The organism is Streptomyces sp. NBC_00876 (genome assembly GCF_045207435.1).
GTDB lineage: Bacteria > Actinomycetota > Actinomycetes > Streptomycetales > Streptomycetaceae > Streptomyces.
In genome coordinates this window covers 5,167,266-5,192,061 of sequence record NZ_CP108800.1, presented here as the reverse complement: position 1 = coordinate 5,192,061, position 24,796 = coordinate 5,167,266, and the positions used below count along the sequence as shown (strand labels likewise).

The window sequence follows — 24,796 nt, the reverse complement described above, 5'->3', positions numbered from 1 at the left end:
GCGAGTTAATGCCGGACACCTTTGGGTCTGGAGTCGCTAGCGTGCAGCCATGAAGACGATGACCGTGCTGACCGTGAACGCGGGCCGCCCCGTGGCCGTGCCCCACACCGACTCCCCCGGCGGCGTGACCGGGATCGACAAGCATCCCGTCGAGGGGCCGGTACGGGTCGCCGACCCCGGCCCCGAGGGCACCGGCGGCAGCGGAGTGGCCGGGGACGCGGTCTGCGACCTGCGCCATCACGGGGGCTCGGGCCAGGCGGTGTACGCCTTCGCCCGCGAGGAGCTCGACGTGTGGGAGCGGGAGCTGGGGCGCCCGCTGCGCAACGGCTCGTTCGGCGAGAACCTGACCACCGGCGGGGTGGACGTCAGCGGCGCGCTGATCGGCGAGCGCTGGCGGATCGGCGCCGGCCTGGTCCTGGAGGTCACCTCCGGCCGCATTCCCTGCCGTACGTTCGCGGGCCACCTCGACGAGGAGCGCTGGGTCGGGCGGTTCACGCGGGCGGCCGCGCCCGGGGCGTATCTCCGGGTGATCGAGCCGGGCACGATCCGGGCCGGCGACCCGGTCGTGATCGTGCACCGGCCGGCCCACAAGGTGACGGTGGAGCTGCAGTTCAGGGCTGTGACGACCGAGCGCGAACTGCTGCCGCAGCTGCTCACGGCCGGTGAGGCGCTGCATCCCTCGGCGCTGCGCAAGGCGCGGGCGTACGTGGCGCGTCAGGCGTGAGCGGGCAGCGGTGGGCGGGTCGTCCACGGGCGGGCGCCGGGCACTAACGTGCCGCGTATGACGACTGCACTGATTACGGGCGCGACCGCGGGCATCGGGGCCGCCTTCGCGCGGCGGCTCGCGGCCGAGGGGCACAACCTGGTCCTGGTGGCCCGCGACACCGACCGCCTGCGGGAGCAGGCCACCGAGCTGCACGACCGGCACGGCATCGAGGCCGAAGTGCTGACCGCCGACCTGTCACGGGACGACGGGATCGCCGCGGTCGAGGCCCGGCTGGCCGACCGCATGGAGTCGGTCGATCTGCTGGTCAACAACGCCGGGTTCGGCAACAAGGGCCGTTATCTGGACGTCCCGATGGCGGACGAGCTGGCGATGCTGAAGGTGCACTGCGAGGCGGTTCTGCGGCTGACCTCGGCGGCCGCGGCCGGTATGAAGGAGCGCGGCCGGGGCGGTGTCGTGAACGTGGCCTCCGTGGCGGCGTTCGTGCCGCGCGGCACGTACGGGGCGTCCAAGGCGTGGGTCGTGCAGTTCACCCAGGGCGCGGCGAAGGACCTGGCCGGTTCGGGCGTGCGGCTGATGGCGCTGTGTCCCGGCTTCGTCCGTACGGAGTTCCACGAGCGGGCCGGGATGGGCACCGGCAACATCCCGGGCTGGATGTGGCTCGACGCCGACAAGCTGGTGGCCGCGGCGCTGGCGGACCTGGCGCGCGGCAAGTCGGTCTCGATTCCGGACCCCCGGTACAAGGCGCTGATGGGGCTGGTGAAGCTGACGCCGCGCGGCCTGCTCGGAGGGATGACCTCCAAGACAGGCCGCAAGTACGGACCTCAGTGAACGGTGGGTTACCGCACGCCGCGGCCCGCGTAGGCGCCGATGTTGGGGGCGCCGGGCTTGAGACGGCTGCCGAAGTAGTCCTTGCCGCCGTTGTTCTCGATGACGGCTCCGGCGGCGAGGGCGGGCGAGCCCGCACCGAGCCGGAAGTCGTCCCGGAGCTTCGGGTCGGCCGTGATGCCGCCGGGGTTCGGGCGCGTCATGTCGATGCCGTAGAAGGCGTTGTGCTCGAAGGAGAGCCCGGCTGTCGGGTTCTTGAAGGCGTAGCCGCCGGTGCCCTCGCTGACGAAGACGTTGTTGCGGATGGACAGTTCGTGCTGGGTGGTGGCGGGGCTGCCGGCGTCGTCCTGGACGAGGTGGCCGGGGATCTGCTCCTTGTTGTGGAAGGTGTTGTTGTAGATCTCCGTGCCCAGGATCGGGCCCCAGCAGTTCTGGATCAGACGGGCGCCGTCGTTGCGGCTGACGTTGTAGCGGGCGACGGTGCCGATGGTCTTCGCGCCGCTGTACGGGCAGATCAGCAGGAAGCCGCCCTTGTTGTCGTGGCTGTGGTTGTACTGGAAGACGGTGTTCTGCGAGGCGCCGTCGGCGTCGAAGGACATGCCGTCGTGGGTGTTGCCGCCGCCCGAGACCTCGTTGTACTCGACGGTCGTGTCGTCGGTGTTGAAGGTCCAGATGCCCGCGTTGGCGGAGGGCGAGCGGAGCTGGAAGCCGTCGACCCGGTTGTGGTCGACGCGGGCGCCGCTGGTGGTGTCGAGCTTCATGCCGTCGCCGGCCAGGGACTTCAGCGTGTTGTGGTGGATACGGACGCCGGTGCTGGGCGTCCACTCCCCCGGATACACGTTCGGGTCCTGCTGGTCGCCGACCAGATCGCGCCTGGAGAAGGTCGACTTGAAGTAGATGCCCTCGCGGTCGACGTCCTCGATGCGGTTGTTCCCGATGTCCAGGCCGTCGTACCAGCTGGCCTTCGCCTTGCCCTCGACGGCGATGTGGATGGCGCTGGAGCCGGACACGGTCTTGTAGTCGCCGCCGCGCACGTCGTGGATGTACAGGCCGCTGATGTCGAAGCCGCGGGCGACGCCGTAGTCGGTGAGGCGCAGCCGGACGCCGTTGCGCTCGCTGCCCGGGTTGTCGGCGTTGGTGATCTCCAGGTCCCTGAGGTGCACGTACTGCGTGTTGGAGAGCAGGACGGTGTCATGGGCGCCCGCGCCGTCGAGCCCGGCGCGGGCCGGGCCGGTGCCGTAGTCGGCGATGGTGAACGGGGCGCGGGCGGAGCCGGCGCCCGTGGGGGCGAGGGTGCCGGTGCAGGTGGCGCCGCGCTTGAACAGCAGCCGGTCGCCGGGGCCGTAGGTCTGCGCGTTGGCCTCGGCGAGGGTGGTCCAGGGGTGCTGCCTGCTGCCGGTGGCCCCTTCGGGGGCGGCGCCGCAGTCGACGTGGAAGGTGCGGCCGGCGGGTGCCGCCTGCGCGGCGCTCGGGCCGGCGACGGCCAGGCCTGCGGCGGCGGTCAGGGCCGCGAGCGCGGCAGCGGTGACGCGATGTCTCACAATTCCTCCGTACGAACAGTCAGGGTCGGGACGGGCCGGGAACGGCCTGATCGGCATCGCCGGGAATCCTGGACTCGGATTGATCGAACGTCAATGGATAACGTTTGAATGATCGAAACTCCCATCGTTCGATCACGTTGGTCTAGGGTCGGGCATCGGATCCGGCACCGGCCGGGCCAAGTGCCTGGCCACACACTGCGAGGGGACTGCCGCCGTGCGCGAAAGTGCTGCTGAACGTCATGACCGCCTGCTCGGGCTGGTACGGGACCGGGGCTCCGCCCGCGTCTCGGACCTGGCCTCGCAGCTGGGGGTCTCGCCCGTCACGGTGCGCCGGGACGTCGAGGACCTGGCCGCCCGCGGCCTGCTCGACCGGGTCCACGGTTCGGTGTCCTGGCCCCAGGACGCGGCCCCCGCCGGCGGGCCCGGCGGTGCGGGCGGCGGGCTGGTCCTCGGCATGCTCGCGCCCTCGGCGACCTACTACTTCGCCGAGGTCATCCGCGGCGCCCACGAGGCGGCCGCACGGGCGGGCGCCAGGCTGATCCTGCGGATCTCCGACTACCGGCCGCAGGAGGACCAGGCCCGCACCGAGGGGCTGCTCTCCGCGGGCGCCGAGGGGCTGCTGGTCGCGCCCGGCTGGCAGCACCCGGGCGACCCCTCCGCCTTCGGCGCCTGGATCGGCTCGCTGCCCGTGCCGACCGTCCTGCTGGAGCGCCGGCCCGCCCCCGGCTCACCGCTGGACGGCCTGGACCGGGTCTGCTCGGACCATGCGCACGGCGTGCTGCTGGCCGTACGCCACCTGGTGGACCTCGGGCACGGGGCGCCGCTCCTGATGGCCCGCGCCGACTCCCCGACCGCCCTCGCGGTGCGCTCCGGGTACGCGGAGGCGCTGACCCTGCTCGGGCTGCCCACGCCGCAGGACGTGATCGAGTCCGTACCGGCCGACCAGGCCCCGGAGGTGTTCGAGCGGGCCGTACGGGCGCTGCGCGAGGCGGTCCTGTCGGGGGTGGCCACGGCCGCGCTGATCCACAACGACGTGGACGCGATCCAGGTGGTGCAGCGCTTGGCGGAACTGGGCGTGCGGGTGCCGCAGGACCTGGCGCTGATCGCGTACGACGACGAGGTCGCGGCGCTCGCGGACACCCCGCTCACCGCCGTGGCCCCGCCCAAGCGCGAGGTGGGCCGGCACGCGACGGAGCTGCTGGTGGAGCGGCTGGGCGAGGCGTCCGGCGCACCCCGGCGCCACCTGACGCTGCTTCCGCAGCTCCGGGTCAGGGACTCCTGCGGAGCGCCCCTGCCGTAGGGGTCCGGGCACCTGTTCCGCAGGTGCACCCGCACCGTTCCCCCGACGTTTCCCACCTCGATCCCAAGGATTCCGTACGCAACTCTTCTGATCTTTTTTCGATCAATCGCTCTTTCGCTCTTGACTTCGGTCACGACTGGTTCAAGGATCACGGCCAACGCCAATGTCGTCGCCTGTTCAGGAGCTTCGCTGTGAGCCGCAGTTCGAGCAGAACGTCCCTCGCCGTAGCCGGCGCCGCCACTGCCCTCGCCGTTCTCACGGCCTGTGGCGGCAGCGGTGACGACACGTCCGCCGCCGGAAGCGACGGCAAGCCCGTCAGCATCACCTTCTGGGGCTGGGCCAAGGGGTCCAAGGAGGTCGTTGACGCGTTCAACGCCTCGCACAAGAACATCAAGGTGGTGTACGAGGAGATCCCGTCCGGCAACGCGGGCGGCTACGCCAAGATCTCCAACGCCGTGAAGGCGGGCAACGCCCCCGACCTCGTCTCCATCGAGTACCCGCAGCTCCCGGAGTACGTCAGCCAGGGCGCGCTCCAGGACATCGGCCAGTACTTCACCGAGGACATCAGGAAGAAGCTGCTGCCCCAGGCGGTGGAGCTGACGACGCTCGGCGGCAAGAACTGGGCCGTCCCCTTCGACGCCTCGCCGCAGTCCTTCTACTACCGCAAGGACCTGTTCGAGAAGTACGGCGTCGAGGTCCCCAAGACCTGGGACGACTTCCGCAAGGCCGCCGAGAAGGTCAAGAAGGCCGACAAGAAGGCCCGGATCGGCACGTTCTTCCCCGACGACCCGACCACCTTCCAGGCGATGGCCTGGCAGGCCGGCGCCCAGTGGTACAAGCCCGAGGGCGACACCTGGAAGGTCGACACCACCGACGCGGCCACCAACAAGGTCGCCGACTACTGGCAGGGTCTGCTCGACGACGACCTGATCCGCGCCAACGCCTCGTTCAGCCCCGAGTGGACCAACTCCCTCAAGAGCGGCGGCACCGTCGGCTACCTCGGCGCGGCCTGGGGCGCGGGCGTCCTCAAGGGCACCCTTCCCGAGCAGAGCGGCAAGTGGGCCGTCGCCCCGATGCCCAGCTGGGACGGCAAGCCGGCCAGCGGCATGCTCGGCGGCTCCACCTTCGCGGTGACCAAGACCAGCAAGAAGGCAGCGGCCGCGGTCGAGTTCGCCACCTGGATGTCGACCACCCCGGAAGGCATCAAGGCCCGCATCGAGTCCGGCACGTCCAGCGCCTTCCCGGCCGCGGCGTCCCTGCGGCCGGTCGCGCAGAAGGCCTTCGACGCGGACTTCTACGGCGGCGAGGACATCTACCAGGTCTTCGAGGGCGCCGCGACGTCCATCGGCCCGAACTGGAGCTGGGGCCCGACCACCGGCACCACGAACACCACGATGAAGGACCAGTTCGGCAAGGTCGCCAGCGGTGGCACCACGATCAAGGACGCCGTGAAGGCCGGCCACGACGCCACGGTCGCCGAGCTGAAGAAGCGTGGTCTGAAGGTCGAGGACGCAGGCTGATGAAGCACGCCCGGACGACCAGAGCCGCCGCCATCCTGCTGGGGCCCTTCTTCGTACTGTTCACGCTGGCGATGGTGCTGCCGATCGGATACGCGGTCTGGCTCAGCCTGTTCACCGAGAAGCAGTCCGGCCTGGGCTTCGGCGGCACCGAGACCGTCTTCAGCGGACTCGACAACTACACGGCGGCCCTGGGCGACCGGGCGTTCCGCGAGGGCTTCGGCGTACTCCTCGGATACTGCCTCTTCTACATTCCGCTCCTGCTCGTCGGAGCCCTCGTCCTCGCACTGCTGCTGGACTCCACGCTGGCCCGCGCCCGCCGGTTCTTCCAGCTGGCGCTGTTCCTGCCGCACGCCGTGCCCGGCATCATCGCCGCGCTGATCTGGGTGTACCTCTACACACCGCAGCTCAGCCCGGTGGTCAGCGCCATGGAGTCCGGCGGCATCGGCTTCGACTTCTTCTCGCCCGAGGGGGCCCTGCCCTCCGTCGTCAACATCGCGCTGTGGGAGTGGCTCGGCTACAACATGGTGATCTTCTACGCCGCGTTGCAGGCCATCGACCGCTCCGTGCTCGAAGCGGCCACGGTCGACGGGGCGGGCGCCTGGCGGATCGCGATCGGCATCAAGGTCCCGCTGATCCGCGCCTCCGTCGTGATGGTCGCGCTCTTCACCGTCATCGGCTCGCTCCAGCTGTTCACCGAGCCGCTGATCCTCAACAAGGGGACCGGCTCCGCCGTCACCTCCACCTGGACGCCGAACATGTACGCGTACACCGCGGCCTTCGAGCGCAACGACTACGGACTCGCCGCGGCCGCCTCCATCCTGCTGGCGCTCACGGCCGCGCTGCTGTCCTTCGTCGTCACCCGCTTCACCGGCCGGAAGGGCAAGAAAGCATGAGTTCCCCCGCCTCCCACGGCCGCTGGATGTCGAAGACCGCGGTCAACGGCTTCCTGCTGCTCGCCGTCGTCTACATGCTCTTCCCGCTCGTCTGGCTGGTCACCGCCGCCACGAAGGACACCGGCGACCTGCTCGCGGGCAACGCGTTCTCCTTCGACGGCTTCAACCTCGGCGAGAACCTCTCGAACCTCGCCGAGTACGGCGACGGCATCTACTTCCGCTGGTACCTCAACAGCCTCTTCTACGCGGGCGGCGGGGCGATCGTCTGCTCGCTGATCTGTGTCGCCGCCGGGTACGCCTTCGACAAGTACGAATTCCGCGGCAAGGAGAAGCTGTTCGCCCTCGTACTGATGGGGGTGCTCGTCCCCACCACGGCGCTCGCCCTGCCGATGTACCTGCTGGCCTCCAAGACCGGGCTGGTCAACACGTACTGGTCGGTGCTGATCCCGGTGCTCGTCAACCCGTTCGGCGTGTATCTCGCCCGGGTTTTCTGCACCGGCTACATCCCGAACGAGGCCCTGGAGGCCGCCCGTATCGACGGGGCCGGCGAACTGCGCGTCTTCTGGTCCATCGGTCTGCGCATGGTCATGCCGGGCTTCGTGACCGTCTTCCTCTTCCAGTTCACCGCGATCTGGAACAACTTCTTCCTCCCCCTGGTGATGCTCTCGGACCGCAAGCTCTTCCCGCTGAGCCTCGGTCTGTACTCGTGGAACACCAACACCCATGGCGAGCCGAGCTTCTACCCCCTCGTCGTCACCGGCTCCCTCCTCGCCGTCATCCCGCTGATCGTCGCCTTCGTCTCCCTGCAGCGGCACTGGAAGGCGGGACTGACCGCCGGAAGCGTCAAGTGACCGTCCACGCGAGCCCCGAGGAGTACGAGTCCCACCATGCCGAAGCCCACTGACCACCGGCCCCGTGCCCTGCTCGCGATGGCACCCGGAATCGCCGAGCGCCTCTTCACCGAACGCCACCGCACCCGGCTGGCCGCCCTCACCCGTACGGACACCCGGCTCGTCGCCCACGACCTGGCCGATCCGAGCCCCGAGGTGGCGGCCGCGCTCGTCGAGGCCGAGGTGCTGTTCACCTGCTGGGGCGCGACACCGCTCACCGCCGCGGTGCTGGACACCGCGCCGCGGCTGCGCGCGGTGGTGCACGCGGCCGGGTCCGTGAAGCACCACATCACCGACGCCTGCTGGGAACGCGGCATAGCCGTGACCTCGTCGGCCGGGGCCAACGCCCTGCCGGTCGCCGAGTTCACCCTCGCCGCGATCCTCTTCGCGGGCAAGCGCGTCCTGCACTCCGCGGACCGCTACCGCACCCTGCGCACCGGCCACAACTGGCTCGCGGAGCTGGACGGCTGCGGGAACTACCGCCGCACGGTCGGCATCGTGGGCGCCTCCCGCATCGGCCGTCGGGTCATCGAGCTGCTGCGCCCCTTCGACCTGGACGTCCTGCTGTACGACCCCTACTCCGACGAGGAGGACGCGGCGCGGCTGGGCGTCCGCCTCACCACGCTCGACGACCTGTGCGCGCGCAGCTCGGTCGTATCGGTACACGCCCCGCAGCTCCCGGAGACGCACCATCTGATCGGCGCCGCCCAGCTGTCGGCGATGCCGGCCGGCGCGACGCTGATCAACACGGCGCGCGGGTCGCTGGTCGACGAGGGGGCGCTGCTTCCCGAGCTGACGAGCGGGCGGCTGCACGCGGTGCTGGACGTAACGGACCCCGACCTCCCCCCGGCGTCCTCGCCGCTGTACGACCTGCCGAACGTGCTGCTGACGCCGCATGTCGCGGGGTCGCTCGGCAATGAGCTGCACCGGATGGCGGACCAGGCGCTGGACGAACTGGAGCGCTTCGCGGCCGGCCGGCCGTTCGCGGACCCGGTGTACGGGGAGGGGCTGTCGCGCTCGGCATGATCCAAGCCCCTCCGGGCCGGATGCGGCCGCTGAGGCTGGACTTGGCCGCTGAGGCCTGGCGGGCCGGGCGGCCGGACACGCAAAGGCCCGGTACCCCGAGCGCGGGGTACCGGGCCTCACCGCTTGCGCGGAACAGCTACACGCTAGTGCGAGTGACCGTGGCCGTGACCGGCATCGGCCTCTTCCTCGGCCGGCTTCTCGACGACCAGGGTCTCGGTCGTGAGCAGCAGCGACGCGATGGACGCGGCGTTCTCCAGGGCGGAGCGGGTGACCTTGACCGGGTCGATGACGCCGGCCTTCACCAGGTCGCCGTACTCGCCGGTCGAGGCGTTGAAGCCCTGGCCCTTGTCGAGGTCGGCGACCTTCGAGGTGATGACGTAGCCCTCGAGGCCCGCGTTCTCCGCGATCCAGCGGAGCGGCTCGACGGCGGCGCGGCGCACGACCGCGACACCGGTGGCCTCGTCGCCGGTCTTGCCGAGGTTGCCCTCGAGGACCTTGACGGCGTGGACCAGAGCGGAGCCACCACCGGAGACGATGCCCTCCTCGACCGCGGCGCGGGTCGCGGAGATGGCGTCCTCCAGACGGTGCTTCTTCTCCTTGAGCTCCACCTCGGTGGCCGCACCGACGCGGATCACGCAGACCCCGCCGGCCAGCTTCGCCAGGCGCTCCTGGAGCTTCTCGCGGTCCCAGTCGGAGTCCGTGGACTCGATCTCGGCCTTGATCTGGTTGACGCGGCCGGCGACCTCGTCGGCCTTGCCGCCACCGTCGACGATGGTGGTGTCGTCCTTGGAGACGGTCACGCGGCGGGCGGTGCCCAGCACGTCCAGACCGGCCTGGTCGAGCTTGAGGCCGACCTCCTCGGCGATGACGGTCGCACCGGTGAGGGTGGCGATGTCGCCGAGCATGGCCTTGCGGCGGTCACCGAAGCCCGGGGCCTTCACCGCGACGGCGTTGAAGGTGCCACGGATCTTGTTGACGACCAGGGTCGACAGGGCCTCGCCCTCGACGTCCTCGGCGATGATCAGCAGCGGCTTGGAGGCACCGGCCTGGATGACCTTCTCCAGGAGCGGCAGCAGCTCCTGGATCGAGCCGATCTTGCCCTGGTGGATCAGGATGTACGGGTCGTCGAGGACGGCCTCCATACGCTCCTGGTCGGTCACCATGTACGGGGACAGGTAGCCCTTGTCGAAGGCCATGCCCTCGGTGAACTCAAGGTCCAGACCGAAGGTGTTGGACTCCTCGACGGTGATGACACCGTCCTTGCCGACCTTGTCCATCGCGTCCGCGATGAGGTCGCCGACCTGGCTGTCCTGCGCGGAGAGCGCGGCCACGGCGGCGATGTCGGACTTGTCCTCGATCGGACGGGCGGTCGCGAGGAGCTCCTCGGACACGGCCTTGACCGCGGCGTCGATGCCCTTCTTCAGGGCGGCCGGGGACGCGCCCGCGGCCACGTTGCGCAGGCCCTCGCGGACGAGCGCCTGGGCCAGGACGGTGGCGGTGGTCGTACCGTCACCCGCTACGTCGTTGGTCTTGGTCGCCACCTCCTTCACCAGCTGGGCACCGAGGTTCTCGTACGGGTCATCCAGCTCGACCTCGCGCGCGATGGTGACACCGTCGTTGGTGATGGTGGGAGCACCGAACTTCTTGTCGATGACGACGTTGCGGCCCTTGGGGCCGATCGTCACCTTCACCGTGTCGGCAAGCTTGTTGACGCCGCGCTCGAGGGCGCGACGGGCGTCCTCGTCGAACTTCAGGATCTTCGCCATGGAGCTGAACTGTCCTCTCAGAACAAGAACTGCGCCCCTCGCCGCCCGGCTAGATATTTCGCAGGGGGCCAGGGGCGCAGAACAGAAGCAAACGTTGAGTGAATTACTTCTCGATGATCGCGAGCACGTCGCGAGCCGAGAGGACGAGGTACTCCTCGCCGTTGTACTTCACCTCGGTGCCGCCGTACTTGCTGTACAGCACGACATCGCCGGTCTTGACGTCGAGCGGCAGGCGCTCGCCGTTCTCGAAGCGGCCCGGGCCCACGGCCAGGACGACGCCCTCCTGGGGCTTCTCCTTGGCGGTGTCCGGAATAACCAGGCCGGAGGCCGTGGTCTGCTCGGCGTCGAGCGGCTGGACCACAATGCGGTCCTCGAGCGGCTTGATCGCAACCTTGGAGCTGGCGGTCGACACGATCCGGTCTCCCCCTTCGGAGATCTCACGGGGTTAACAGTCTTTGGGTGGCGACCAGATGGGCCCGTCGTCGCGGGTGCCGGACCTGCCGGTCGCACAGTACTGCTGGCACTCTCCATCGGGGAGTGCCAGCACTGAGACTATGACCGCGATTAGCACTCGGTCAAGCGGAGTGCCAATTCACGCCCCTCGTGGCGTCCGGACCGGCCGCCTTCGCGCCCCTCGGACCACCGCGCCCGGCCCCCCGCAGCGGCCGCCACAGGGGAGAACGCCCCAGGCCCCCGGGCCGTTCCGTACCTCAGGAGTGCGCGCACCCCGCCCCCGCACGCATCCCCGGATACGGTCCCGGCCGGTCCGGCCACCAGCGGGCCGGCGGGTGCTGCGGACCCGCGTACCCGGCCCGCCGAGGCCCGCAGGCGACGACGGCCATCGCCCCCGGCGCCTCGCCGCGCACCGCGGCGGGCAGCGCCTCCGGTGCGCTCGGCGACGGGTGCACCTTCTGGGCCGCCTTGCGGCCCAGCCGCTCGATCGGGTCGACCGACTGCGCGCAGCCGGTCGTGGCGGCCAGGAGCGCACCGGCGGTCAGCAGTCCGGCCAGCAGCCGGTGCGCCCTTCTCATACGTAGTCCTCCAGCCGTGCCACGGCGTACCCCTTGTCCGTGATGACCTTCATGACGGACCTGATCAGGTCGGGCATGCTGCCCTTCCAGTCCTTCTTGCCGCGGAAGTGCGTGAGGATGATGTCGCCGGGGTGCAGGTCCTGGTCCTCCTCCCGCCACTCCATGTGGTCGGGGAACGCCTCGGCCGACCAGAGCGGCACGGCCGTGATGCCGCAGGACTTGGCGATCCGCAGGGTGTCGCCGTTGTAGTTGCCGTACGGCGGCCGGAAGAGCCGGGGTCGCTGGCCGTACTGCTTCTCGATGATGTCCTGCTGGTCGCAGATCTCCCGCTTCTGCTCGGCGTAGGAGAGGCCGGGCAGGTAACGGTGGTTCAGCGTGTGGTTGCTGAGCGCGACGCCGCGGTCCTGCGCGTCCTTGAAGTACGCGTAGTCGTCGCGCACCAGGTAGTCGCTGAGGAAGGCGCTGTACGGGATGTTCAGCTCCGACATCATCCGCAGCAGCTCGGGGTCCTTGTCGTCCCCGTCGTCCATCGTCAGGAAGACGATCTTCTTATCGGTGGGGACCGTGGTGAAGACCGGCGGCAGCGAGTCGTCACCGCCGTTGACCTCGAAGCCCTTGCGGGTCGTGATGTGCGGCTTCACCGCGGGCGGCGCCGGCGGCGCCAGCGGAATGCCCGCCAGGCCCCACTTCCTGGCAGCGGCGGCGCGTGCGGCCTGGGCGCGCCGCTCCTTCTCGGCCCGCACCGCGAGCGCGGCCGCCGCCTCCGGCCGGGCCTGCGCACCCGGATGCCCGGCCTCGGCCCCGGTCCGCCGCGCGGCGTCGGCGTCCGCGCGGCCTCCGGTTTCGGCCGCGCAGCCGGAACCGACGGCGGCGACCAGGAGCGCGGCCAGGACCGCGTAACCCGGGCGGCGCCGCAGACGCCTCCGCCCGCGCCCGGTCCGGACCTCTGGGCACGTCACCATCTCCGGTCTGCGCCTGTTCATAACCAATTCTTCCTTTTGTCGTACTGGCTGCATGGCGCCGCATCCTGCCAGTACGTGATCGGGCATCCGGCCCGACACCGCCGCCCGGCCCGCACGGTCCCCCGGCTGGCTCACAATGGGGCGGGTGAACGCTCTCGACCCGACCGACGCCCCCGACCCCCTCGCCGTCTTCCTGGCCCTGCGCTCCCCCGAGGGCGCCGAGCTGCTGGCCGGGCTGCGGTCGTACGACCCCGCCACGGAGCTCGCCACCGCGACCCGGCTGCGCCGCAGCCACCCGGCCGCCCTCGTCTCGGCGGTGCTCGGGCAGGCCCGGCTGCGGCAGCGGGCGGTGGCGAAGTTCGGCGCCCAGGACGCGCACCGGATGTTCTTCACGCCCAACGGGGTCGAGCAGGCGACCCGTACCTCGGTGGCCGGTTACCGGGCCGGGCGGTTCGCACAGGCCGGGGTGCGCAGCGTCGCCGACCTCTGCTGCGGGATCGGCGGCGACGCGATCGCCCTGGCGCGGGCCGGGATCTCCGTCCTGGCCGTGGACCGCGACCCGCTGACCGCCGAGGTGGCCAGGGCCAACGCCGCCGCGCTCGGTCTGGACGCGCTGATCGAGGTGCGGTGCGCCGATGTCACGGAGATCGACACCACGCCGTACGACGCGGTGTTCGTCGACCCGGCCCGGCGCGGCGGACGTGGCCGGATCTTCGATCCGGAGGCCTACTCACCGCCCCTGTCCTGGGCGACCGCGGCCGCGCTGAAGGCCCCCAGGGCCGCGCTGAAGATCGCCCCGGGCGTCCCGCACGAGGCGATCGGGCCGCAGGCGGAGGCCGAGTGGATCTCGGACGGCGGTGATGTGAAGGAGGCGGTGCTCTGGTTCGGCGAGGGCTTCGAGGCCGGGTCCTACCGCGCCACGCTGCTCCCGTCGGGCGCCACGCTGTCCGCCCCGGCCGTGCTGCCCGCCCCGCCGGTCGGCCCGGTCGGCCGCTATCTGTACGAGCCGGACGGCGCGGTGATCCGGGCGCATCTGGTCGCCGGGATCGTGGACCGGTGCCACGGCCGGCTGATCGACCCGATGATCGCGTACGTCACGAGCGACGAGTTCTACGACTCCCCGTACACCGCCGGGTACGAGATCACCGATCAGCTGCCCTTCAGCACGAAGCGGCTGAAGGCGCTGCTGCGGGAGCGGAAGGTCGGCGTACTGACGGTCAAGAAGCGCGGCTCCGGGGTCGAACCGGAGGAGCTGCGCAGGAAGATGAAGCTTCAGGGCCCGAACGCGGCCACCGTCTTCCTGACCCGGGTCGCGGATGTGCCGACGATGCTGATCGGCCGCCCCGTGACCGGCCCGGAGGCCGGCCTCGGGTGAGTGCGGCCGGCCTCAGGCGAGGTCGGTCAGGTCGTCCGCGTACACCTGCGAGAGCGGCTGAGGACCCACGTACTGCTGGCAGTTGCACTGTCCCGACTCGAAGCGGACCGGTTTCTTCTGCTCGTCCCACGCGGTCGGCACCTCGACCCGCTCATGGCACTTGCCCTGCTTGTCGTGCTTGGCGAGGTGGTGCGTGCAGCCGCAGACGGGCTCGGGTGCCCGGTTCGCCGCGTCGAGCGCCAGGCGTTCCTGCTTGGCGGCCTCCAGCAGTTCCAGCTTGCGGGTGTGCCGGTTGCGCAGTGCCGTACGCGTGTTCTCGACGACCCAGCCGAAGCCGCCCGTCCAGAAGATGATGAGCACCCACCAGTACCACTCCATGAAACCCATCCCCCCGAGTCGCCCATGTCTGCGCCAAGGATAGGGCCGGGGTCAGCGGTGGGAGCCGTCCTCGATGGAGATGAGCGGCGGCACGGGGACGGTCGCCCCGCGCAGCAGCCCGAGGACCCAACGCCGGTGCCAGAAGGCCTTGGTGATGCCGATGAGACCGATGAGCCAGCTGATGAGCCCGAGGCCCATGATCAGGGCCATCAGTCCGTAGGTGTCCTCGCCCCGGACGGCGCCCGCCGGTACGGCGACGCACGCGTAGAGCCCGAACGCGCAGAGCGCGAAGGAGCCCAGCAGCCAGACGAGGCTCGCGCCCGGCAGGCGCAGCGCGGCGTCGGCCGCCGGATCGCGGTCCAACTCGCCCCACTGGGTGAGCAGTCGGCGGATCCTGCCGTCCCGGCGCAGGCCGACGACGACGAGGATGACCGCCGGCACCAGAGCGCCGGCGCCCAGGGCCGCCATGACCAGGCCGATGATGGCGCTGATGACGTCGTACGACTCCTCGAAGGTGATGAGCGCCGTGCCGATCATCGACCAGCCGAGCGCGCCGAGCGCACCCCACAGCCACAGCGTTCCGAGGCGCCCCGGTCCCAGGTGCGTCTTCACCAACGCACCGAGAATGGCGGCCCGGTCGGCGAGCAACGCGCCCCGGTCGGGCCAGGAACGTATCTCCACGGGCGGCGGGGGCGGCGGCAGCGCTGAGCGGGGGGACGACATGAGCCAGACCCTATCGAGCGCCGGCCGGCGACGTCTCAGGCGTTGCGCAGGGCCTCGATGTCCAGGCGCTTCATGCCGAGCATCGCCTTCATGGCGCGGGCCGCCTTGTCCGGGTCCGGGTCGGTCAGGGCGTCACCGAGGCCGGGCGGGATGATCTGCCAGGAGACCCCGAACCTGTCCTTGAGCCAGCCGCACTGGCTCTCCTGTCCGCCGTCCGCGGTGAGCTCGTCCCACAGCCGGTCCGCCTCCTGCTGCGAGTCGCACTCCACGGAGAGCGAGACGGCTTCGTTGAAGGGGAACTCGGGTCCGCCGTCGAACGCGATGTACTCGGCGCCCTCCAGCTGGAACCGTACGGTCATCACCGCCCCGTCCTCGCCCGGTGAGGACGGGGTCCAGCGGGTCACGTCCAGGACGCGTGAGTCGCCGCCGATGACGGAGATGTAGTGGTCCGCCGCCTCCTCGGCCTGATTCTTGTCGAACCACAGGAACGTGGTGACCTTCTGCATGGTCTTCTCCTCACTCGGTGGTGCGAAATGCCGTGCAGGGTAGACCGGTCGCGGGCCGGGAACTCATCGCCCGGCCCGGTCCAGGAGCATCGCCCGTTCCCGCTCGTTGCGGGTCAGCTCAGCCGCCCGTACGAACTCCGCGCGTGCCTCGTCCGTACGCCCCATCCGCTCCAGCAGATCCCCGCGCACGCTCGGCAGCAAGTGGTAGCCCTTGAGCGCGGGGTCGGCTGCGAGCGCGTCGACCAGGGCGAGGCCGGCCGCCGGCCCCTCGGACATGGAGACGGCGACGGCGCGGTTGAGCTCGACGACCGGTGACGGGGTCAGGGCTGCCAGACGGCCGTAGAGCGCGGCGATGGCGGCCCAGTCGGTGTCCTCGTAGCGCACGGCGCGGGCGTGGCAGGCGGCGATGGCTGCCTGGAGGGCGTACGGCCCCAGGGGCGCTCCCTCACCGGCGGCCGTTTCACTCGCCCGGAGCAGGGCGGTGAGGCCGCGGCGGATCAGCAGCCGGTCCCAGCGGGCCCGGTTCTGGTCGGCGAGCAGCACCGGGGCGCCGTCCGGCCCGGTCCTGGCGGCGGTGCGCGAGGCCTGGAGCTCCAGCAGGGCGGCCAGCCCGTGCACCTCGGGCTCGCCCGGCATCAGCCCGGCCAGCACCCGGGCCAGGCGCAGCGCGTCCTCGCAGAGCCCCGGGCGCAGCCAGTCGTCGCCGGTGGTCGCGGCGTAGCCCTCGTTGAAGACCAGGTAGATGACTTCGAGCACCGATCCGAGCCGGGCCGCGCGCTCGGGGCCGTACGGCACCTCGAAGGGGACGCCGGCCCGGCCGAGCGCCCGTTTGGCGCGGACGATGCGCTGGGCGACGGTGGGCTCGGTGGTGAGGAAGGCGCGGGCGATCTCCTCGGTGGTGAGGCCGCCGAGGAGGCGCAGGGTGAGGGCGATCCGGGCGTCGGTGGAGAGCACCGGATGGCAGGAGGTGAAGATCAGCCGCAGCAGGTCGTCGTCGATCCGGTCGGGGTCCGTGGCGCCCGGGTCCGGTTCGGGGGAGACCGTGTCCAGGCCGCGGCCCATCTCGGCCAGCTTGCGGGCGTACGTCTCACGGCGGCGTACGAGATCGATGGCGCGGTGCTTGGCCGTGGCCATGAGCCAGGCTCCCGGGTTGTCCGGGACGCCCGACTCCGGCCACTGCTCCAGTGCGGCGACCAGCGCGTCCTGCGCGAGTTCCTCGGCGATGCCCACGTCCCGGACGATCCGGGCGACACCGGCGATGATCCGCGCGGACTCGATCCTGAATACCGCCTCAACCGCGCCTGCTGCCGTCACGGCCACCCATCAGAGCAGCCGCCCGGGACCCGGGCAAGCGCGGCAGGCCGGTCAGCCGGTCGCTTCGTCGATGGCCCGGATCTCGGAGGTGACGCTCCAGCTGTCCGGGTGACACCGCAGGAACCGCTTGGTCCACTCCAGCGCCTCGTCCTTGTCCTTGCACTGGAGGATGGCGTACCCGCCGACGACTTCCTTGGTCTCGGTGAAGGGCCCGTCGGTGTGGCTGAGCTTTCCGCCGGACCAGTGGATCCGGGTGCCCTCGGCGGTCGGGGTGAGGCCGGCCGTCTCCAGCATCACGCCCGCCTTGGTGATCTCCTCGAACAGGGCGCCCATGCGCTTCTCGAAGTCGGGGTCGGGCTCGAAACCGGCGGCTTCCTGCTCGTCGATGCGGATGAGTGACATGAAGCGCGGCATGGTGACTCCTCGGTCGGATGGGCGGGGACCTGTTCCCCGCCTCTCACCCCTGCGTCGAACGGGACACGGCCGGATCGACAGGTCCTCCGGAATTCTTCTGAGAATCTTCCGGACCGGCCACCGGAGTGCTCACTCCACGGCCTCGCCGCACCGGGCGAAATGGTCGCGCTGCCCCGCCTCGCCGCGATCAGGGACGACTGGCGGGCGCACGCCGCCGACTACGAGGGGGCGGACGAACTCGACGCGATCGTCACCGGTCTGCTGCTCCGAGGGACTCGAAACGCCAGCGGTGGACCGGCCGGGTGACGATCCCCGCGTCCGGCTCGGGCAGCTCCGGCAGCTCGTCGCCGTAGGCGCCCTGCCACCAGGTGATGACCAGGACGCGGTCCTGGGGGGCGCGCAGCAGCTCGCTGCGCAGCGGGGGCCGTGCCAGCTCGCCGGTGCGGGCGCGGGCCCACTCCAACAGTTCCGCGCCCCGGCCCTCGGTCGCGCGGGCCTCCCACATCAGCGCGACGGTGGTACCGCTCCCGCTCATGAGTACAGGTTGTCCTTGCTGATCTCGTGCACATGGTCGTGCGTATGGGAGTGCGCACCCGGTACATGGGTCTCGGTCACCGGCAGCGAGGAGTCCGCCGACAGCTCCAGGTCGGAGGCGGGCCGGTTGCGGGCCACCATCTCCGCGCCCAGGGCGGCGACCATCGCCCCGTTGTCGGTGCACAGCCCCGGACGCGGTACGCGCAGCCGGATGCCGGCCCGTTCGCAGCGCTCCTGGGCGAGCGCCCGCAGCCGTGAGTTGGCGGCGACGCCGCCGCCGATCATCAGGTGGTCGACGCCCTCGTCCTTGCAGGCGCGGACGGCCTTGCGGGTGAGCACGTCGACCACGGCCTCCTGGAAGGACGCCGCCACATCCCGTACCGGCACCTCCTCGCCCGCCGCGCGCTTCGCCTCGATCCAGCGGGCGACGGAGGTCTTCAGGCCGGAGAAGGAGAAGTCGTACGCGGGGTCGCGCGAACCGCTCAGACCGCGCGGGAACGCGATGGCCTTGGGGTCGCCCTCCCTCGCGAGGCGGTCGATGACCGGGCCGCCGGGGAAACCGAGCTGCAGCACCCGGGCGATCTTGTCGAAGGCCTCGCCCGCCGCGTCGTCGATGGTCGCGCCGAGCGGCCGCACGTCGTTGGTGATGTCGGGCGCCAGCAGCAGCGAGGAGTGACCGCCGCTGACCAGCAGCGCCATCGTCGGCTCGGGCAGCGGGCCGTGCTCCAGCTGGTCGACGCAGATGTGCGAGGCGAGGTGGTTGACCCCGTACAGCGGCTTGTTCAGCGCGTACGCGTACGCCTTCGCCGCCGAGACGCCGACGAGCAGGGCGCCCGCGAGGCCGGGCCCCGCGGTGACGGAGATGCCGTCGAGGTCGCGGCCGCTGACCCCGGCCTCCTTCAGGGCGCGCTCGATCGTGGGGACCATCGCCTCCAGGTGCGCGCGGGAGGCGATCTCCGGGACGACGCCGCCGAAGCGGGCGTGGGTGTCGACACTGGACGCGACGGCGTCGGCGAGCAGCGTCGTCCCGCGGACGATGCCGACGCCGGTCTCGTCGCAGGAGGTCTCGATGCCGAGTACGAGCGGTTCGTCAGCCATCAGTCAGTCTCTGTTTCCTGTACGTGCCGTGGTGCGTCCTCGTGTACGTCTTCGTGTACGTGGAGGCGCATGACGAGTGCGTCGATGTTGCCCGGCTGGTAGTAGCCGCGGCGGAAGCCGATCGGTTCGAAGCCGAAGCGTTCGTACAGCTTCTGCGCCCGGGTGTTGTCGACGCGGACCTCCAGCAGCACCTCGGCGCACTCGAAGGCCGTGGCGTGCTTCAGCAGGTCGGTCAGCAGCTCGGAGCCGAGTCCGCCGCCCCAGTGGCCGCGGGTGACGCCGATCGTCTGTACGTCGGCGAGGTCACCGGCCGCGGCGAGGCCGGCGTATCCGACGATCCCGCCGGTGACCGGGTCCTCGGCGACGACGTAGCGGCGGGTGGCCTGCGGGCCCCGGGCGTGCGCCAGCTCGGACCAGAACATGCCGGCCGACCAGGCGTCGTCCGGGAACAGCTCGTGTTCCAGGTCGAGCACCGGGTCGATGTCCCACCAGCGCATCTCGCGCAGCACTGCGGTCGTGGCGGTCACTTCGGCGTGACCACCTTGTAGTTCTTCGGGACCTGCGCGTCGGGCCGGCGCAGGTAGAGCGGCTGCGGCGGCAGCAGCTCGGCGCCCGCGGCGAGGCGCTCGACGGCGAGGGCGGCCAGCGCGCCGGCCGCCACGTGCTCGGGCGCGCGCCCGTCCGGGAACGCGTCGGGGTAGAGCACCGCGCCCGCTCCGACGACGGGGAGCCCCGCGAGCTGTTCGGCGATGTCGGCGGGCCGGTCGACGGCGGGTTCACCGGTCCGGGTGCGGGCGTCCTCGTACCGCGCCCAGTACACCTCCTTGCGGCGGGCGTCCGTCGCGACGGCGAACGGGCCCTCCAGGCCGGCCCGGCCCGCGGCGTACGCGAGGCCGTCCAGGGTGCAGAGCCCGTGCACGGGCACGGACAGCGCCGAGCCGAACGTCGCGGCCGTCACCAGACCGACCCGCAGCCCGGTGTACGGGCCGGGGCCGACGCCCACGACGACGTCCGTGACGGCGTCGAGTTTCACACCGGCCTCGGCGAGGACCCGGTCGACGGCGGGCAGCAGCAGCTCCCCGTGCCTTCGGGCGTCGACCTGACCGGACTCGGCGACGACACGGGTCCCGTCGTGCAGGGCGACGGTGACGGCGGGGGTGGCGGTATCCATAGCGAGCAAGAGCACGCAAACAGCCTACGGCTCCGGCGCGGCGGGTACGGCGCCCCGTACGGCGTCCCGGGACCGGGGATCCCTGCTGCTACCGTCACCCGGTATACGCGGAGTACGTGTAAACGCTTGTACGACATACAACGGCGTACGACACACAACGGCGAAAGAGGCGCACGGTGGCTAGGGGCAGCTCGGGAATCGTGGCCGCGCTCACCGCGGCGGCCGTCGCCGCGGTGGGCTTCCTGGCCTACCAGGCATCGGCGAACGTCCCCGACAACCTGAATGTCACGCCGAAGGCGTCCAGCAGCGCCCCGGCCAAGGGCGGCCACACCAAGCCGAAGGCGAAGGACCCGCTCGCGGTCCCCTCCGTGTCCGGCACGGGTGTGCGCGTGGTCTACAAGCTGAGCGACCGCCGGGTGTGGCTGGTGAACGCGAAGGGCAAGCCGACCCGGACCTTCAAGGTCATGCCGAGCGCGGTGAACCCCCTGCCGGGCACGTACAACGTGACCTCGCGCTCCGGCAGCGTCAGGGGTTCCGACGGGGTGCAGATCGAGCACGTGGTCCGGTTCGCGACCACGAACGACGTGGCCATCGGCTTCAGCGCCGCGCAGGACGGCTCGATGGAGCCCCCGGACCCGAAGCTGAAGGTGGGCGGCGTACGGATGTCCCGCGCGGACGGCGACGCGGTGTGGACGTTCGCCACGGTGGGCGCGAAGGTGGTCGTGGTTCCCTAAGGGCTGTCCCGGCGGTGACCGGCCGGAGACCAGGGATCACATCACCGCGGGCCGGACCCGCCGCGCGGCAGGACTCAGGTCCGCTCGGGCTTCGACGGCGCGGTGTCACGCGGTGCCGGGGCCGTCGGGCGCGGGCGCAGGCCGCCCGGCGGGGTGGACACCGCGTCGGCCGCGGCCCCCGCGGCCAGCAGGTCCCGCATCGATACCGCCCGGGGCGGCTGCACGTCACGCTCGGATGTCGGCATGGACGCCTCCTGGAGCTCCGGTGGAAGGCACAGTTAGGCAGACCTAACCTGCTCTCGCCCTCCATGTGACCACGCTTGCCCCGCCGCGCGCAACATTTTGCCGACAGCCTGTCGGAAACAGGACCGGAAGGAACCCGGCCGCCGGCGGCCCGAGAGACCCTAGGCCCCGGCCACCGCCCACGGAATCCAGGACTCCGTCCGCAGACCGGCCCACCGCGCGCCGACGCCCACCAGCGTCACCGTGCGCCGCTCGTCGTCCGTGTCGCCGACCGCGCGGTCGATGAGCACCTGGAGCCGGTCGTCCGAGAGCTCCTCGACCTTGCCGTCGCCCCACTCGACGACCACCACCGACTCCGGCAGCGACACATCGAGGTCCAGGTCCTCCATCTCGTCGAGCCCGCCGCCCAGGCGGTACGCGTCGACGTGGACGAGCGCCGGACCGGCACCGAGCGGGGGGTGGACGCGGGCGATCACGAAGGTGGGGGACGTGACGGCGCCGCGCACGCCCAGGCCCTCGCCGAGGCCACGGGTCAGGGTCGTCTTCCCCGCGCCGAGCTCGCCCGTGAGCATCACCAGGTCGCCGGGGCGCAGCACGGCGGCGATCCGGCGGCCCAGGGCCTGCATCTGTTCGGGGGACTCCACGGCCAGCGTCAGGCTGACGGACGCGGTGCCTGCGGCGGCCTCAGCCGCCGGGCTGTTGTGCGGTGCTTCCATGCCCGCCAACGTTAGATGATTCCGGCACCGCCCCGGCCCTCACCAACAGGTCCGCCAGCCGGTCCGTCACCGTCTCCGGGTGCTCCAGCATCACCAGATGGCCGGCGTCCGGCACGATGACCAGTTCCGCGTCGGGCAGCCGGTCCGCGATCGCCTCGCTGTGCGAGCTGGGCGTCACCAGGTCCTTGTCACCCGCCAGGATCAGCACGGGGACGTCCAGGAACAGGGGCAGGGCCGCGCTCTTGTCGTGCTCGGTGAAGGCCGGGTAGAACTCCGCGACCACATCGATCGGCGTGGACTCGATGAGCCGCTCGGCGAACCGCTCGACCGCCGGGTCCACGTCCCGCGAGCCGAACGAGTACCGCTTGATCAGCCCGGCGAACAGATCCGCGGTCGCCCGCCGCCCCCGCTCCACCAGTTCCGTCTGCGAGCCGAGCGCCTTCAGCACCCCGGGCAGCACCCGGCGCACCGCGTTCACGCCCGCCACCGGCAGCCCGAAGCTGACCTCGTCGAGCTTGCCGCTCGACGTGCCGACGAAGGCGACCGCGGCGACCCGGTCGCGGATCAGGTCCGGGTACTGCTCGGCGAGCGCCATGATCGTCATGCCGCCCATGGAGTGCCCCACCAGCACCAGCGGCCCCTCGGGTGCGGCCGCGTCGATCACGGCCTTCAGGTCGCGGCCGAGCTGGTCGATGCCTACGGGCACGCCGCCCCGGGCCCGCGCCTGTGCCCGGCCGCGCTCGGAGCGGCCGTGGCTGCGCTGGTCCCAGTGGACGGTGCGCACGATGCCGCGCAGGGCCGCCCGCTGGAAGTGCCAGGAGTCCTGGCTGAGGCAGTAGCCGTGGCTGAAGACGACCGTCACCGGGGCGGGGGCCTTGCGCCCGAAGAGGCGGCGCCTGCGCGGGGCCGCGGCGGCGCCGCCGGGGGGCGTGGCGCCCGTGCCCGTACCGCTGCCGGGGTCGACCTCGTCGATCTCGTAGTACAGCTCGGTGCCGTCGTCGGCCGTGGCCCGGCCCGGCAGCCCGCGCAGCGAGCCGTACGGTCCGGTGGCGTCCAGCGCCAGCCTGGCCCGCTTGCGCATGCCGCGGCCGACCGTCAGCCGCTCGACCGCGACCCCGGCCGCCGCGCCTGCGGCGATCACACCTATGGCGGCCCCGGCGATCCCCGCCCGGCGCCAGCCGACCGCCGAGGCGGCCGTCGCCACCGCGTCCCCCGCGCTGATCTCACTCACCGTGCCGCGCTCCTTGTCGGTCGTGTCCGTCAGGTCAGGGCTGGGCCGATTTCCTGGGAACCCGAACCCGCCCGGTCTGATCCGCTCTCATATTCGGTCAACTCGGAGCATGTTCAGATCATGCCTGCTCAAGATCGTGCCTGCTCAAGCGCGCTTCCTCGGTCAGGACCCGGCCGACCTGCCGTCCGCGGCCGCGACCCGCGCCCCGGTCGGCGTCCCCTCGGGCGTCCCCGCCCGCGTCCCGTCCGCCTCGTCGTCCACATGGACGCGCGGCACCCGGCCGCCGATCCGCGTGACGATCTCGTACGCGATCGTGTCCGCCGCCTGCGCCCAGTCCTCGGCGCTCGGCTCGCCCCGGTCCCCCGGGCCGAACAGCACGGCCTCGCTGCCCACCGCCGGTTCGTCCCCGCCGAGGTCGACGACGAACTGGTCCATGGCCACCCGGCCCGCGATCGTCCGCCGGACCCCGCCGACCAGCACCGGACCACGGCCCGACGCATGGCGCGGGATGCCGTCCGCGTACCCCAGCGGGATCAGGCCGAGCGTGGTCTGGCGGGATGTCGTGTAGTGGTGCCCGTAGCTGACGCCGTGGCCCGCCGGGACGTGCTTGACCAGGGCGACGGACGCGGCGAGCGTCATCACCGGGCGCAGTCCGAAGTCGGCCGGGGTGCCGAGCTCCGGGCTGGGCGAGATGCCGTACATGGCGATCCCGGTCCGTACGAGGTCGAAGTGCGACTCGGGCACCGTCAGCGTCGCCGGGGAGTTCGCGATGTGCCGGACCTCGGGTTCGACGCCGGCCTTCTCCGCGTACGCCACCATGTCGCGGAACGTGTCCAGCTGGGCGGTGATGGAGGGGTGTCCCGGCTCGTCCGCGCAGGCGAAGTGGGACCAGAGGCCGGTGACGCGGAGGGTGCCCGCCTCCTCGGCGGTGCGGGCGGCGGCGACCAGTTCGGGCCAGTCGGCGGGCTGGCAGCCGTTGCGGCCGAGGCCGGTGTCGGCCTTGAGCTGGATCCTGGCGGGGCGGCCGGCCTCCGCGGCTGCCGCGGTGACCTCGCGCAGCGCCCACATGCCGCTCACCGACACGTCGATGCCGGCCTCGATCGCCTCGCGCCAGGGCCCGCCCGGTGTCCACAGCCAGCACATGATCCGGCCGCCGAGACCGGCCGCGCGCAGGGCGAGCGCCTCGTGCGGTGTGGCGGTCCCCAGCCAGGTGGCGCCCGCTTCGAGCGCGGCTCGGGCGCAGGGCACCGCCCCGTGTCCGTACGCGTCGGACTTGACCACGGCCATGAGTTGCGCACCGGCCGCCCGGGCACGCAGTACGCGCACGTTGGCGCGGAGTGCGGCGAGGTCGATCTCGGCACGGGCTCTCAAGGACGCTGTCTCGTTCATCGCGCCCAGTGTCTCAGAGGCGTACGGCGGGGCCCTCCGGTACCGGTCACGGCAGGGCGCGCCGCGGCCGGAGGGCGGGCACGTCAGCGGCGGTGCAGTTCGTGTTCCAGGTACTCGACGAGGACCGGGACGTGGCTGCGCGGGACGTCCTTGACCGCCGTGACGAGCGTCACCGGGCCGCCCTCGCGGACCATGCCCACCAGCTCCTGAACGGCCGCCGACTGCGCGGGGCCTGCCAGCTCGGCGCGGTAGCGGTCCACGAAGTCGTCGTAGCGGGTGCCCGAGCGGTCCTCGTGGTACCAGGTGCGCAGCTCGCCCGAGGGGGTGAGGTCCTTGAGCCAGCGGTCGATCCGGGCACGGTCCTTGGACACACCGCGCGGCCAGAGCCGGTCGACGAGGACACGGGTGCCGTCGCCGTCCTCCTCCGGGTCGTACACCCGGCGTACGCGCACGTCACTGCCGCTGCCCACCGCTCATCACCTCTCGCTG

Annotated in this window: 28 protein-coding genes; 9 read left to right on the top strand and 19 right to left on the bottom strand. The window is 71.5% G+C overall.

Going from position 1 to position 24,796, the window contains the following annotated elements:
- Window positions 1-58 precede the first annotated feature (58 nt).
- Window positions 59-724, top strand: a complete 666-nt coding sequence (locus OG782_RS22965; protein ID WP_406459226.1) for an MOSC domain-containing protein — start codon at window positions 59-61, stop codon at window positions 722-724.
- Between the two features lie 57 nt (window positions 725-781).
- Entirely contained in the window at window positions 782-1,555 is a 774-nt protein-coding gene (locus tag OG782_RS22960) for an SDR family NAD(P)-dependent oxidoreductase (RefSeq protein ID WP_406453805.1), read from the top strand.
- Between the two features lie 8 nt (window positions 1,556-1,563).
- On the opposite strand, the gene OG782_RS22955 is transcribed toward OG782_RS22960, so the two are convergent.
- Window positions 1,564-3,093 (bottom strand): right-handed parallel beta-helix repeat-containing protein, encoded by a 1,530-nt coding sequence (locus tag OG782_RS22955; protein ID WP_406453804.1) that lies wholly within the window; start codon window positions 3,091-3,093, stop codon window positions 1,564-1,566.
- Between the two features lie 214 nt (window positions 3,094-3,307).
- Here OG782_RS22955 and OG782_RS22950 point away from each other — a divergent pair, with 214 nt between their 5' ends.
- From OG782_RS22950 to OG782_RS22930, 5 genes are all read left to right on the top strand, one after another.
- On the top strand, window positions 3,308-4,393 hold the full coding sequence (locus OG782_RS22950) for a substrate-binding domain-containing protein (RefSeq protein ID WP_406453802.1): 1,086 nt from the start codon (window positions 3,308-3,310) through the stop codon (window positions 4,391-4,393).
- Window positions 4,394-4,584: 191 nt separating this feature from the next.
- Window positions 4,585-5,913 (top strand): ABC transporter substrate-binding protein, encoded by a 1,329-nt coding sequence (locus OG782_RS22945; protein ID WP_406453800.1) that lies wholly within the window; start codon window positions 4,585-4,587, stop codon window positions 5,911-5,913.
- Window positions 5,913-6,806 (top strand): carbohydrate ABC transporter permease, encoded by an 894-nt coding sequence (locus OG782_RS22940; protein ID WP_406453798.1) that lies wholly within the window; start codon window positions 5,913-5,915, stop codon window positions 6,804-6,806. Before OG782_RS22945 ends, OG782_RS22940 begins: the two co-directional genes overlap by 1 nt.
- Window positions 6,803-7,657: a carbohydrate ABC transporter permease gene (locus OG782_RS22935; RefSeq protein ID WP_406453796.1), complete on the top strand. Its 855-nt coding sequence runs from the start codon at window positions 6,803-6,805 to the stop codon at window positions 7,655-7,657. The genes OG782_RS22940 and OG782_RS22935 overlap by 4 nt, the downstream gene beginning before the upstream one ends.
- A gap of 36 nt (window positions 7,658-7,693) precedes the next feature.
- The gene (locus OG782_RS22930; RefSeq protein ID WP_406453794.1) at window positions 7,694-8,722 is read left to right on the top strand and encodes a hydroxyacid dehydrogenase; all 1,029 of its coding nucleotides are present in this window, start codon (window positions 7,694-7,696) and stop codon (window positions 8,720-8,722) included.
- Window positions 8,723-8,865: 143 nt separating this feature from the next.
- Here the strand turns inward: OG782_RS22930 and groL are convergent, their stop codons facing one another.
- From groL to OG782_RS22910, 4 genes are all read right to left on the bottom strand, one after another.
- Window positions 8,866-10,488 (bottom strand): chaperonin GroEL, encoded by a 1,623-nt coding sequence (gene groL, locus OG782_RS22925; protein WP_406453792.1) that lies wholly within the window; start codon window positions 10,486-10,488, stop codon window positions 8,866-8,868.
- 103 nt (window positions 10,489-10,591) lie between these two features.
- Complete coding sequence (gene groES / locus OG782_RS22920) at window positions 10,592-10,900, bottom strand: co-chaperone GroES (RefSeq protein ID WP_018101172.1); 309 nt, start codon at window positions 10,898-10,900, stop codon at window positions 10,592-10,594.
- A gap of 298 nt (window positions 10,901-11,198) precedes the next feature.
- Complete coding sequence (locus OG782_RS22915; RefSeq protein ID WP_406453790.1) at window positions 11,199-11,519, bottom strand: hypothetical protein; 321 nt, start codon at window positions 11,517-11,519, stop codon at window positions 11,199-11,201.
- Window positions 11,516-12,481 carry a polysaccharide deacetylase family protein gene (locus OG782_RS22910; protein WP_406459224.1) on the bottom strand — a complete coding sequence of 322 codons (966 nt, stop codon included), beginning with the start codon at window positions 12,479-12,481 and terminating at the stop codon, window positions 11,516-11,518. Before OG782_RS22910 ends, OG782_RS22915 begins: the two co-directional genes overlap by 4 nt.
- 136 nt (window positions 12,482-12,617) lie before the next feature.
- Here OG782_RS22910 and OG782_RS22905 point away from each other — a divergent pair, with 136 nt between their 5' ends.
- The gene (locus OG782_RS22905) at window positions 12,618-13,856 is read left to right on the top strand and encodes a THUMP-like domain-containing protein (protein ID WP_406453788.1); all 1,239 of its coding nucleotides are present in this window, start codon (window positions 12,618-12,620) and stop codon (window positions 13,854-13,856) included.
- A gap of 12 nt (window positions 13,857-13,868) precedes the next feature.
- Here the strand turns inward: OG782_RS22905 and OG782_RS22900 are convergent, their stop codons facing one another.
- The 9 genes from OG782_RS22900 to tsaB all read right to left on the bottom strand — a co-directional run bounded on the left by OG782_RS22900 (window position 13,869) and on the right by tsaB (window position 19,994).
- Complete coding sequence (locus OG782_RS22900; protein ID WP_406453786.1) at window positions 13,869-14,234, bottom strand: hypothetical protein; 366 nt, start codon at window positions 14,232-14,234, stop codon at window positions 13,869-13,871.
- A 51-nt stretch (window positions 14,235-14,285) separates the two neighbouring features.
- Entirely contained in the window at window positions 14,286-14,957 is a 672-nt protein-coding gene (locus tag OG782_RS22895; protein WP_406453784.1) for a hypothetical protein, read from the bottom strand.
- Window positions 14,958-14,992: 35 nt separating this feature from the next.
- Window positions 14,993-15,463 (bottom strand): VOC family protein, encoded by a 471-nt coding sequence (locus OG782_RS22890; RefSeq protein ID WP_406453782.1) that lies wholly within the window; start codon window positions 15,461-15,463, stop codon window positions 14,993-14,995.
- A 63-nt stretch (window positions 15,464-15,526) separates the two neighbouring features.
- Window positions 15,527-16,777: an RNA polymerase sigma factor gene (locus OG782_RS22885; protein WP_406453780.1), complete on the bottom strand. Its 1,251-nt coding sequence runs from the start codon at window positions 16,775-16,777 to the stop codon at window positions 15,527-15,529.
- A gap of 51 nt (window positions 16,778-16,828) precedes the next feature.
- On the bottom strand, window positions 16,829-17,191 hold the full coding sequence (locus tag OG782_RS22880; RefSeq protein ID WP_406453778.1) for a YciI family protein: 363 nt from the start codon (window positions 17,189-17,191) through the stop codon (window positions 16,829-16,831).
- A gap of 250 nt (window positions 17,192-17,441) precedes the next feature.
- On the bottom strand, window positions 17,442-17,726 hold the full coding sequence (locus tag OG782_RS22875) for a hypothetical protein (protein ID WP_406453776.1): 285 nt from the start codon (window positions 17,724-17,726) through the stop codon (window positions 17,442-17,444).
- Entirely contained in the window at window positions 17,723-18,823 is a 1,101-nt protein-coding gene (tsaD, locus tag OG782_RS22870) for a tRNA (adenosine(37)-N6)-threonylcarbamoyltransferase complex transferase subunit TsaD (RefSeq protein ID WP_406453774.1), read from the bottom strand. Before tsaD ends, OG782_RS22875 begins: the two co-directional genes overlap by 4 nt.
- Window positions 18,823-19,350 (bottom strand): ribosomal protein S18-alanine N-acetyltransferase, encoded by a 528-nt coding sequence (gene rimI, locus OG782_RS22865; RefSeq protein WP_406453772.1) that lies wholly within the window; start codon window positions 19,348-19,350, stop codon window positions 18,823-18,825. Before rimI ends, tsaD begins: the two co-directional genes overlap by 1 nt.
- Entirely contained in the window at window positions 19,347-19,994 is a 648-nt protein-coding gene (gene tsaB, locus OG782_RS22860; RefSeq protein ID WP_406459222.1) for a tRNA (adenosine(37)-N6)-threonylcarbamoyltransferase complex dimerization subunit type 1 TsaB, read from the bottom strand. Before tsaB ends, rimI begins: the two co-directional genes overlap by 4 nt.
- A 200-nt stretch (window positions 19,995-20,194) precedes the next feature.
- Here tsaB and OG782_RS22855 point away from each other — a divergent pair, with 200 nt between their 5' ends.
- Complete coding sequence (locus OG782_RS22855; protein WP_406459220.1) at window positions 20,195-20,728, top strand: hypothetical protein; 534 nt, start codon at window positions 20,195-20,197, stop codon at window positions 20,726-20,728.
- A gap of 74 nt (window positions 20,729-20,802) precedes the next feature.
- Here OG782_RS22855 and OG782_RS22850 read toward each other — a convergent pair whose 3' ends face one another.
- The 5 genes from OG782_RS22850 to OG782_RS22830 form a co-directional block, all read right to left on the bottom strand.
- Window positions 20,803-20,973: a hypothetical protein gene (locus OG782_RS22850; protein WP_406453770.1), complete on the bottom strand. Its 171-nt coding sequence runs from the start codon at window positions 20,971-20,973 to the stop codon at window positions 20,803-20,805.
- Between the two features lie 159 nt (window positions 20,974-21,132).
- The gene (gene tsaE, locus OG782_RS22845; RefSeq protein WP_406453768.1) at window positions 21,133-21,687 is read right to left on the bottom strand and encodes a tRNA (adenosine(37)-N6)-threonylcarbamoyltransferase complex ATPase subunit type 1 TsaE; all 555 of its coding nucleotides are present in this window, start codon (window positions 21,685-21,687) and stop codon (window positions 21,133-21,135) included.
- Window positions 21,656-22,918, bottom strand: coding sequence for an alpha/beta fold hydrolase (locus OG782_RS22840; protein ID WP_406453766.1), 1,263 nt, complete (start codon window positions 22,916-22,918; stop codon window positions 21,656-21,658). Before OG782_RS22840 ends, tsaE begins: the two co-directional genes overlap by 32 nt.
- A 162-nt stretch (window positions 22,919-23,080) precedes the next feature.
- Window positions 23,081-24,307, bottom strand: coding sequence for an alanine racemase (gene alr, locus OG782_RS22835; protein ID WP_406453764.1), 1,227 nt, complete (start codon window positions 24,305-24,307; stop codon window positions 23,081-23,083).
- Window positions 24,308-24,390: 83 nt separating this feature from the next.
- The gene (locus tag OG782_RS22830) at window positions 24,391-24,777 is read right to left on the bottom strand and encodes a DUF488 domain-containing protein (protein WP_406453762.1); all 387 of its coding nucleotides are present in this window, start codon (window positions 24,775-24,777) and stop codon (window positions 24,391-24,393) included.
- Window positions 24,778-24,796 lie beyond the last annotated feature (19 nt).

Bases quoted from the DNA above. Each gene is read 5' to 3' on its own strand.
- tsaD (WP_406453774.1), bottom strand. From the start codon at position 18,823: ATGGCTGACGAACCGCTCGTACTCGGCATCGAGACCTCCTGCGACGAG.
- OG782_RS22880 (WP_406453778.1), bottom strand. From the start codon at position 17,191: ATGCCGCGCTTCATGTCACTCATCCGCATCGACGAGCAGGAAGCCGCC.
- OG782_RS22900 (WP_406453786.1), bottom strand. From the start codon at position 14,234: ATGGAGTGGTACTGGTGGGTGCTCATCATCTTCTGGACGGGCGGCTTC.
- tsaE (WP_406453768.1), bottom strand. From the start codon at position 21,687: ATGGAAGCACCGCACAACAGCCCGGCGGCTGAGGCCGCCGCAGGCACC.
- tsaB (WP_406459222.1), bottom strand. From the start codon at position 19,994: ATGGATACCGCCACCCCCGCCGTCACCGTCGCCCTGCACGACGGGACC.
- OG782_RS22960 (WP_406453805.1), top strand. From the start codon at position 782: ATGACGACTGCACTGATTACGGGCGCGACCGCGGGCATCGGGGCCGCC.
- OG782_RS22910 (WP_406459224.1), bottom strand. From the start codon at position 12,481: ATGGTGACGTGCCCAGAGGTCCGGACCGGGCGCGGGCGGAGGCGTCTG.
- OG782_RS22905 (WP_406453788.1), top strand. From the start codon at position 12,618: ATGGGGCGGGTGAACGCTCTCGACCCGACCGACGCCCCCGACCCCCTC.
- OG782_RS22890 (WP_406453782.1), bottom strand. From the start codon at position 15,463: ATGCAGAAGGTCACCACGTTCCTGTGGTTCGACAAGAATCAGGCCGAG.
- OG782_RS22965 (WP_406459226.1), top strand. From the start codon at position 59: ATGACCGTGCTGACCGTGAACGCGGGCCGCCCCGTGGCCGTGCCCCAC.
- OG782_RS22850 (WP_406453770.1), bottom strand. From the start codon at position 20,973: ATGCCGACATCCGAGCGTGACGTGCAGCCGCCCCGGGCGGTATCGATG.
- OG782_RS22895 (WP_406453784.1), bottom strand. From the start codon at position 14,957: ATGTCGTCCCCCCGCTCAGCGCTGCCGCCGCCCCCGCCGCCCGTGGAG.
- OG782_RS22940 (WP_406453798.1), top strand. From the start codon at position 5,913: ATGAAGCACGCCCGGACGACCAGAGCCGCCGCCATCCTGCTGGGGCCC.
- OG782_RS22935 (WP_406453796.1), top strand. From the start codon at position 6,803: ATGAGTTCCCCCGCCTCCCACGGCCGCTGGATGTCGAAGACCGCGGTC.
- OG782_RS22875 (WP_406453776.1), bottom strand. From the start codon at position 17,726: ATGAGCGGGAGCGGTACCACCGTCGCGCTGATGTGGGAGGCCCGCGCG.
- OG782_RS22915 (WP_406453790.1), bottom strand. From the start codon at position 11,519: ATGAGAAGGGCGCACCGGCTGCTGGCCGGACTGCTGACCGCCGGTGCG.
- alr (WP_406453764.1), bottom strand. From the start codon at position 24,307: ATGAACGAGACAGCGTCCTTGAGAGCCCGTGCCGAGATCGACCTCGCC.
- OG782_RS22930 (WP_406453794.1), top strand. From the start codon at position 7,694: ATGCCGAAGCCCACTGACCACCGGCCCCGTGCCCTGCTCGCGATGGCA.
- groL (WP_406453792.1), bottom strand. From the start codon at position 10,488: ATGGCGAAGATCCTGAAGTTCGACGAGGACGCCCGTCGCGCCCTCGAG.